This is a genomic window from Bacillus haikouensis, assembly GCF_013179555.1.
GTDB lineage: Bacteria > Bacillota > Bacilli > Bacillales > Bacillaceae_B > Rossellomorea > Rossellomorea haikouensis_A.
In genome coordinates, this window is sequence record NZ_JABMCR010000198.1 from 1 (window position 1) to 7,832 (window position 7,832).

Here is a 7,832-nt window from a genome sequence, read left to right on the forward strand (position 1 = left end):
GGCGGATATAGGATATACCCACCAATCGTAGCCGTATGCGCTTGGCTCAATTCGTTCAGGTTCTCCAAAAGTTTCAACCACTTTTTCTGAACTTTTACCAATCCATGTCGAAAGCCCGGTTACAGGCCGTTCCCCTGTATTCTCAACAGGCTGTTTCAATTGATTATCATTATCTTTCTTAAGTGTCTGGGTTTCCGGGCCTTTCAGAGGTTCATTTTCATCTTTGAGACTTTGATAAATACTTATTAAAAGAATAAATATAAGTATAATAGCAATACGAAAAACCGTCTTCAGAGATTTCCCTCCTCTCTACCTTTTCTAGCAGGATATGCTCGAAATACTAGTATTATTATACCATTGATAAGGATTCTAAATATTATGTATGTATAAAGCATAGCATATTTTAATTTTCTCTAAAACTGAATGATATGTAAAGGTGATCATTTTCAAACGACATTTATCTGAATTGCGGCGTATATTTTAATAATCAGAATGAGGAACACTGGGTGACAATGAATCTAGTGGCTTTATCAATTCTGCTTGGGTACATTCAAAAAGGTGAACTTTGAATGTAAAGTCCACCTCTCCCATCAGGATAACTGATATATTCTCACTAATGAGTTTACTTCATTAACAAGGCTTATTGCTGAAGTGTGATTCTGAAATGTCCTCCAGAGCTATCGAAGCCATCTTTACAAGAGATTCCCTGATGGCAAAGTCCCCAAGAGAAACCATCCCGACCAATGTATTGCCGTCTACCACCGGGAGCCTTCTAATTTGGTTTTCCGCCATCAGGTGGGCTGCTTCTGACACATCTGCATCCGGACCGATCGTTATGAGGTCTCTACTCATGATATCTTCAACTTTTGAAGAAGCCGGGTGTTTTTCGGCTACACAACGTGTGACAATATCACGGTCAGTGATGACTCCTACAATTCTGTCGCCGTCTACAATGGGAATTGAACCAACATTGTTTTCTTTCATTTTCACTGCAACTTCATAAACATTATCCAGCAGCGTGCAGGATTCAACTTCTTTTGTCATGATTCTTTCCAATTTGGTCATGGTGCTCCTCCTCCATATTTGTTCATTTTACTATCCGTTAAATTGATCTTGATATATTTTTCTCTATCTTTCTTGACTTATACACCGTTAAAGAAATTGACATATTCAACATTATCAAGACATTGCATGAAAATGGATTTTACACTATTATTAAGTATGAGAAATACCGCATTTTGTATCATCGTACATATTACCGATATAAATGCTTCTAACCTGAGGAATGCAAAGGCATTTGGGAACAATAGTTATATCACGATTATTCCACCATTAGCCTTGAGCCAGACAATATAGGAGGGATTTTTTATGCGTTTTGAAGAAAGTGGAATTGAAAGCTTAAAAGTCGATTTAAATCGTCTTGATGAAATTATGGAGTCTCATGGGCTTGTACGTGCAGGACAATGGGATTATGAGAGAGTAACCTACGACCGTAAGTTTGAAATCAGAGAAGGTCTTTATTACCTTCGTATTCAAGGTCATGCCGTTGAAGGTGACGTGGGCAAGCATGACGCCGTCATCCAGCTTATGACGCCGTTATTAGGCAAACATTACTACCCGCACGGAGTGGAATACGGAGAAGGAGAAGGAGAAGAATTCCCTAAACACCTCCTTACTTCATGCGAAAAAATCATCGCAGACGTAAAAAAAGAAGCAACAGAATTCGCTTGGTAAACCAAAAGCGGAGGCGGCTCGCCCAGAGGCGACAACCATTAGACAGGGCAGCCATAAAGGCGCTTTTTGCCTTTTGGATGGCATGGCTTATGTCTCGAGCCTCTAGCCGCCGGAGCTGGATGATACCAAAAGCGGAGGCGGCTCGCCCCAGAGGCGACAAGCATAAGATAAGCCACCCGGAAAGGCGCTTTTTGCCTTTTTGGGTGGCTTATCTTATGTCTCGAGCCTCTAGCCGCCGAAGCTGGATGATACCAAAAGCGGAGGCGGCTCGCCCAGAGGCGACAAGCATAAGACAGGGCAGCCATAAAGGCGCTTTTTGCCTTTTGGATGGCATGGCTTATGTCTCGAGCCTCTAGACGCCGGAGCTGGATGATACCAAAAGCGGAGGCGGCTCGCCCAGAGGCGACAAGCATAAGACAGGGCAGCCATAAAGGCGCTTTTTGCCTTTTGGATGGCATGGCTTATGTCTCGAGCCTCTAGACGCCGGAGCTGGATGATACCAAAAGCGGAGGCGGCTCGCCAATCAAAAATCAATGTCACAAAAATATTTAAGATTCAGCCCTTCCCTACTGTTCATTCTAACTCTACTTTAATATAATAAATAGTAAGAGGAAACGTCAGAAAGGGGTTCTCAATTGTCCAAGTTCTTCACCAAAAAAGTTTTTATCATTATTTTTAGTTTGATCGTACTGGCATTATTATGTTTTTTTATTTTGCCAATATCAGTCCCCTTAATTACTGCTCTCATTACCGCGTTATTTTTAGAGCCTGCAGTTAAGTTTACTCAAAAACGATTTTCCACCAACAGAAAAATAGCGGTTTTATCTGTTTTTATCTTATTTTTGTTATTGATTGGTCTGTCCGCTTTCTTTATAACGACGAAAGTAGTCGGAGAAGGAATTAAATTAATTGAGGACACGCCGAAATATATCAATCAATTAAGTGATATATGGCTGGATTACGAGGAAAGACTGTTGGATGCAGCAGAAGACCTGCCAAATGAAGTTGTTACCGGATTCAGCGAAGAGGTTCAAAATTTCTTGAATTCAGCTAAAACGAAAATCCTTAGTTCGTTGAACATCGAAAAAATCAGTGCGTTTTTGTCTTACATACCCAGTTATCTTGTAAGCTTCCTGGTCTATTTGATTGCTTTATTCCTATTTATGCTGGACCTGCCCGGTATCAAACATTCAACCTTCAGTCATCTTACCGAACGGACAGCCGAGAAAGTGAATTTTATGACTTCTCGTCTCTCATATGTCATTTTCGGATTCTTTAAAGCTCAGTTTCTCGTGAGTGTAATTATCTTCCTTGTATCACTGATAGGACTTCTCTTTATCTCGCCTGAAATTGCGGTTGTGATGTCACTTGTAATCTGGATCATAGACTTCATTCCCTTAATAGGATCGATTGTCATTCTTGGTCCATGGGCGCTCTTCCATCTCATCACGGGGAATATCGCCTTAGGAACCCAGCTGGCTGTGCTGGCAGCTATCCTGCTCATCATCAGGAGAACAGTGGAACCAAAAGTTATGGGGACTCATATTGGTCTCTCTCCTTTGGCTACTTTGATTGCCATGTATCTTGGCCTAAAGTTATTTGGAGTCTTAGGCTTCATAATTGGTCCACTTCTCTTAATCGTCTTCAATTCAGCGAAGGAAGCAGGCATCATCAAAACCAATTTCAAACTGTAATTAAATAGGCGCAACCAGTTTAAGCTGGTTGCGCCTATTTATTCCCTTTAAAAGAAATCACTGAAAAATGGCCTGTACCGTGGTATAAGTTTCTCGAGTTTAGATACATCCTCTCTCTTACCTTCAATCTGCCCCATTGCATGAAATGCATGTGGTGAATGCACTCCAAAAATAAGGGCAGAAAATGTATTAATGTTCATCATTACAGTACTGTCTGATGGATCCCCCTCCTTGACAACCTGGTTTTCCATTTTAAATGTACGGTTGTTCCAGCCTGCATGCTCATCTATGATAGTGAGTTGGAGGCATTCATCAAATTCGACATTTATTACATGACGGTTCAGAAATGTTCGGACTTCAACGATGCGACTCATAAAATATGGATGTTTCTCAATCTTAACGCGTGGATCTCTGAATAAATATGGCAGCGGTTCATCTGGATTCAATATCAGCTCTGCTTCGTTGATCATAGAGTCGTGCTGACATATGTAATTCCATAAACCTAGTCTTGCACCGGATGTAAGTGGAACGAATTCTTCTACCTTCATCTTTTCATTCTTTACTTCATAACTAATATATCCTTGAGGAACCTTTACTTCATCATAATAGATAGCAATCCAAAGATCGGTTATGCTTCTCTCTTTCCACCATTCTTGAGTCCGTACCAGCATCCCATTATGTTCTTTTGCATATTGGTCATACATGCTGTGAAGTTCATCAGGATAAGAATCCTTATTAAATCTCCTTACGAAACCTTTTACCTCGCTCATTGGCTGCAGATCCTTCTTTTTCAAGTACACTTTATCAAAATAGGCAAATACCTCCCAGCCGTACTTTCTGTAAAAATTGATATTAAAAGGGTGGAGCATGGAAAAGATCATACCCTGGTTCTTCATTCGTTCCAATGAATGAGAGATTAAAGACCTCACATATCCTTTTCTTCTATATTCAGGGTAAGTGGCTACCCCAGCAATGCCGCCCATTGAAAACTTTTCTTTCCCTAGCCAAATTTCCAGCGGCAATAAATGAAGTTTCGCAGTCAGTATCTCATCATTGAATATACAAAAAACATCCTGTTTATTTAACTGTGCAAGTCTATTTTTTCTTTTCTCCTCAGGAACTACATACTGAAAAGCATATTCAGATAACTGCAAAGACTCTTCATAATGGGACTGTGTTAATTTCGTAATTTTATGCTGCACCTGTTATTCTCCCCTCTCTATCAATTGTAGATTCGACAGAAAGGGGAGGATTCCTTTTTGAAAAAAAAAGTCCGCATAAGTTTATCCTTATGCGGACTTCTGAATCAGTTGCCGAGTATCGCTTTTATTACCGAGGTGGTTTCCCCACCTTCATATATCACATATAAAAGAAGGTAGACAGCCACTCCAGTAATGGCTGTGAAAAACCAAATAAAACTGGTAACTGGTCCAAGCTTACGATGTCTTGCCAATTTCTCTTTATAACCGGTCCACAAACTCATTAAACCGAATACAGCCCCCGTAGTAGCCAGTGTAATATGAAAAATCAAGAAAATTGTATAATAAATCTTAATATCGTCAGGACCGCCAAAAGATGTATTTCCAACAAAAATGGTCCTGCTGGCATAAATGATGAAGAAAATAAGCGCAAAAATTCCGGCAAGTGTCATCGTTCCCTGATGCTGTTCAATTTTTCTCTGTTTGATTTGCCACCAGCCAATTGCAACCGTAATTGCACTAATGACAATAAAGCTGGTACTTATGGTTGGTAATATTGGTACACCCATTAATAGTCCTCACCTTTTCTGTTATTGTTCTATGTAAGGCAGGCAGCACTAAGCAAAACCTGCACACCAATCATTCTGTAGGAGCGGGGTCAACAATTGGATCGAACGATTGACTTTCTTGCCTTTCCATATCTTTTCTGTACCACTGAAAGAAAAGATTAAAGAGCAAGACTCCGAAAACAATCTCCTGGATGATTTTCATAATGACTCCGCCGAGCTGTTGATCATTTATCGTCGACATTGATGTAAATAATTCCGGACCTGACAAGGTTAATCCTTGTAACGTACCCACTGGAACACAAAGGGCTAACGCCTTCATGAATTCTTGTGGATCATAATATGGGGCATACAGCGGATTTTCTGCAAAGATGATTAATCCACATGCAGGAGTTAATAATACCGCACTGCCCAAAATATATCCGATTCTTTTTAAACCGCTCAAATCGATGTCCTCATCGGCTGGATTAATTAACGGCCACCACATAAATAGTGCAAATAAGAACAGAATGACCGTAGCCAACCCATGTAGTGTCACATCGGTTCTGACGTTATCAAATACCAGCGGGATATGATAAATGGAAAAAGTAATATTGAAAGTTAACAAAGCAATCAAAGGCTTCGTCATAAATTTGAATACCGGTTTCACAGCCGGTAAATTAATCGCTGCTTTCCATATCCAATTGGGAATACCCAGAATGATAAGCGGAGTCACAACTAAATAAAGAAGCGCCATCTGAGTCATATGAGCAGAAAATAGAATCGTACTCATCACCTCAACAGGTGAACCCTTGATTGCATACAAAAGAAGCATTGCCATTATAAAATAAACGGCTTCTTTTCGAGTAAGCGGAACACTCTCCTTAAAGCTGCTTCTCCACTTTACGGTGACCAAAAAATATCCAACTGTAATAAATACCAGCGCCAAAATAAAGAATGGGCTCCATAAAGCCATAAACCCGAAAATACCCAATGGCATTTCCTCACCTCATTTCACATTCAAACCTATACACCCATTATACTGACATACTGCCCCCACTTCAATCGCATGTAATGACAAGTTCATGACAATTAGAAAAGCGGAGGCGGCTTGTCCAGAGGCGACAAGCATAAGGCAGGGCAGCCATAAAGGCGCACTTTGCCTTTTTGGATGGCATGACTTATGCCTTGAGCCTCTAGCCGCCGGAGCTGGACAATTGAAAAGCGGAGGCGGCTTGTCCAGAGGCGACAAGCATAAGGCAGGGCAGCCATAAAGGCGCACTTTGCCTTTTTGGATGGCATGACTTATGCCTTGAGCCTCTAGCCGCCGGAGCTGGACAAATCGAAAAGCGGAGGCGGCTCGCCCAGAGGCGACAAGCATAAGACAGGGCAGCCATGAAGGCGCACTTTGCCTTTTTGGATGGCATGACTTATGCCTTGAGCCTCTAGCCGCCGGAGCTGGACAATTGAAAAGCGGAGGCGGCTCGCCCAGAGGCGACAAGCATAAGACAGGGCAGCCATGAAGGCGCTCTTTGCCTTCTTGGATGGCATGGCTTATGTCTCGAGCCTCTAGCCGCCGGAGCTGGACAAGAAAGAAAAGCGGAGGGGCTTTGCTCAGAGGCGGGTGGCATAAGACGAATCGGCCATGAAGGCGTTACTGTGCCTTCTTGGACGATTTGGCTTATGACATGTGCCTCTAAGCCCCGGAGCTGGACAATCGAAAAGCGGAGGCGGTCCGACTTAAATCGACAAACATACCCATAGTTAACATAAAAAAAGCCAGCCAAATAATAAACTTGGCTGGCTCTTTTATTAGATCCATACGATCGTTAGAAATGTTAACACTGTGATAAATGCAACAAGTGCACCAGAGTACAGGAACAACGCAGGAGCTTCATGACCTTTATGACTCATATGCATGAAATAATATAATTGAAAGATCAGTTGTACTACAGCTAAAAGCAGGATGAACGGTACTACGAAGTAATTATCGAAATCACCTGCAACAGCGATGAAAGCAACCAATGTCAAGAATATCATAAGCATAAAGGAAGTAAGCTGCATTCTCATGTCTTCTGCATTTTTCCTTCGACGATACTCGTAATCTACACTTGGGTTACCTGAATTTGATTGTTGATTCGCCATCAGTTTATCCCACCATTCCCATTAAGTATACTACTGTAAAGATAAATACCCACACAACGTCAATAAAGTGCCAGTAAAGAGAAGCTAAATAGAACTTAGGTGCGTTGTAAAGGTTTAAACCTCGTTTTGCATTACGGAGCATTAAACTGATTATCCAAAGCAGACCGAAGGCAACGTGTCCTCCGTGGAAACCAACCAGTGCGTAAAAGGCAGAACCAAACGCACTACTAGTAAAAGTATGCCCGTATTCATGTACGTAATGATTGAACTCGTAAATTTCCAAAGCCAGGAACCCTGCACCTAATAAAACTGTGATTAGCAGCCAGGCCTGCATACGTTGGAAGTTATAATTCTTCATATGATACATCGCATAAACACTTGTTAATGAGCTTGTTAAAAGCAGCATCGTAGCTACAAATGACAAGGGAAGATCAAAAATATCAGTTGTTAATGCATGACTGTCACTTGGCACTTTATTTTTAAGAGCTAAATAGGTGGCAAAAAGTGATCCGAAC

Annotated in this window: 9 protein-coding genes; 2 read left to right on the forward strand and 7 right to left on the reverse strand. The window is 41.4% G+C overall.

The annotated features are described in order from the left end of the window. On the reverse strand, positions 1–159 hold a 159-nt coding region (locus tag HP456_RS25665; RefSeq protein WP_376766230.1), incomplete at its 3' end, for a CAP-associated domain-containing protein. Positions 160–630: 471 nt separating this feature from the next. After that, positions 631–1,065 (reverse strand): CBS domain-containing protein, encoded by a 435-nt coding sequence (locus HP456_RS16740; protein WP_172253160.1) that lies wholly within the window; start codon positions 1,063–1,065, stop codon positions 631–633. Between the two features lie 303 nt (positions 1,066–1,368). On the opposite strand from HP456_RS16740, the gene HP456_RS16745 reads away from it, so the two are divergent. Both HP456_RS16745 and ytvI read left to right on the forward strand, forming a co-directional pair. Beyond that, entirely contained in the window at positions 1,369–1,734 is a 366-nt protein-coding gene (locus HP456_RS16745) for a YugN family protein (RefSeq protein WP_172253162.1), read from the forward strand. Positions 1,735–2,369: 635 nt separating this feature from the next. Continuing rightward, positions 2,370–3,428 carry a sporulation integral membrane protein YtvI gene (ytvI, locus tag HP456_RS16750; protein ID WP_172253164.1) on the forward strand — a complete coding sequence of 353 codons (1,059 nt, stop codon included), beginning with the start codon at positions 2,370–2,372 and terminating at the stop codon, positions 3,426–3,428. Positions 3,429–3,475: 47 nt separating this feature from the next. Here ytvI and HP456_RS25530 read toward each other — a convergent pair whose 3' ends face one another. The 5 genes from HP456_RS25530 to HP456_RS16775 all read right to left on the reverse strand — a co-directional run. Next, complete coding sequence (locus HP456_RS25530; RefSeq protein WP_312857785.1) at positions 3,476–4,630, reverse strand: GNAT family N-acetyltransferase; 1,155 nt, start codon at positions 4,628–4,630, stop codon at positions 3,476–3,478. 104 nt (positions 4,631–4,734) lie between these two features. Further along, positions 4,735–5,196, reverse strand: a complete 462-nt coding sequence (locus tag HP456_RS16760) for a DUF420 domain-containing protein (RefSeq protein WP_172253166.1) — start codon at positions 5,194–5,196, stop codon at positions 4,735–4,737. Between the two features lie 70 nt (positions 5,197–5,266). Further along, positions 5,267–6,172 carry a cytochrome c oxidase assembly factor CtaG gene (ctaG, locus tag HP456_RS16765; RefSeq protein WP_172253168.1) on the reverse strand — a complete coding sequence of 302 codons (906 nt, stop codon included), beginning with the start codon at positions 6,170–6,172 and terminating at the stop codon, positions 5,267–5,269. A gap of 812 nt (positions 6,173–6,984) precedes the next feature. Further along, complete coding sequence (ctaF, locus tag HP456_RS16770; RefSeq protein WP_172253170.1) at positions 6,985–7,317, reverse strand: cytochrome c oxidase subunit IVB; 333 nt, start codon at positions 7,315–7,317, stop codon at positions 6,985–6,987. A gap of 4 nt (positions 7,318–7,321) precedes the next feature. Continuing rightward, positions 7,322–7,832, reverse strand: a 511-nt coding sequence (locus HP456_RS16775) for a cytochrome c oxidase subunit 3 (protein WP_172253194.1), incomplete at its 5' end; no start/stop codon positions are given.

What these genes read in the sequence shown, in the direction of transcription:
- HP456_RS16740 (WP_172253160.1), bottom strand. Translation starts at nt 1,065, where the DNA reads ATGACCAAATTGGAAAGAATCATGACAAAAGAAGTTGAATCCTGCACG.
- HP456_RS16745 (WP_172253162.1), top strand. Translation starts at nt 1,369, where the DNA reads ATGCGTTTTGAAGAAAGTGGAATTGAAAGCTTAAAAGTCGATTTAAAT.
- HP456_RS16760 (WP_172253166.1), bottom strand. Translation starts at nt 5,196, where the DNA reads ATGGGTGTACCAATATTACCAACCATAAGTACCAGCTTTATTGTCATT.
- ctaG (WP_172253168.1), bottom strand. Translation starts at nt 6,172, where the DNA reads ATGCCATTGGGTATTTTCGGGTTTATGGCTTTATGGAGCCCATTCTTT.
- ctaF (WP_172253170.1), bottom strand. Translation starts at nt 7,317, where the DNA reads ATGGCGAATCAACAATCAAATTCAGGTAACCCAAGTGTAGATTACGAG.